Raw genomic sequence first — 787 nt, forward strand, 5'->3', positions numbered from 1 at the left:
CTTGGACAGAGAAGCCTGTGCGGCTTTATCTGATTGCCATTCAAGATCTTTATTCGGGCAAGATTTTATCGTGGCGCTTATCGGATGCTGAGAGTTGGGAAATCGTTCGTTTGGTGATTGGGGATATGGTGGAAGCTTATGGCATACCGGAGCGTATGACCTTGGATAATGGGCGTGCCTTTACCAGCAAATGGATTTCTGGAGGTGTGCAAAACCGCTTTCGTTTTAAGATTAAGCCGGATGATCCGCAAGGGCTTTTGACGAGTTTGGGTGTGCAATTGCAATGGACCACCCCTTATAGCGGACAGTCTAAACCGATTGAGCGGGCATGGCGTGATCTGGCAGAAGCGATTTCTAAACATCCCTTTTGTGCGGGGGCTTATACGGGCAATAAACCGGATGCCAAGCCTGAAGATTATGGCAAGCGCGCGATAGGATTTGAAGCGTTTAAAGCCCATGTTGGTGCGCAAATTTGTGCCCATAATGCGCAAGCGGGGCGTAAGGCGGTTAATTGTGCGGGGCGCAGTTTTGATGAGACCTTTACTGAGAGCTTGCAAGCAGAGGGGACGATAGTTCGGCAAGCAACGGCAGCACAACGGGCTTTATGGCTTTTAACCTCTGAGGCATTGCGTGCGCAAAAGGGTACGGGCGAGATCCATTTTTATGGCAATCGTTATTGGGCGCGGGCGTTGAATGAGCATGCGGGGAAAAAGGTGATTGTACGCTTTGATCCGGATAATTTGCATCAAGATTTACGGGTTTATGATTTGAATAATCGGTTGCTTTG

The 787-nt window shown here is 49.0% G+C and carries 1 protein-coding gene; it reads left to right on the plus strand.

Annotated features, from left to right (window positions below):
- Positions 1–787 (plus strand): transposase domain-containing protein (locus ACFIJS_RS09125; RefSeq protein WP_375651303.1); only part of this gene is annotated, 787 nt, incomplete at both ends.

Origin of the sequence: Bartonella sp. OT172YNZD, assembly GCF_042193725.1 — a bacterium.
GTDB classification, from domain to species: Bacteria; Pseudomonadota; Alphaproteobacteria; order Rhizobiales; family Rhizobiaceae; genus Bartonella; species Bartonella grahamii_A.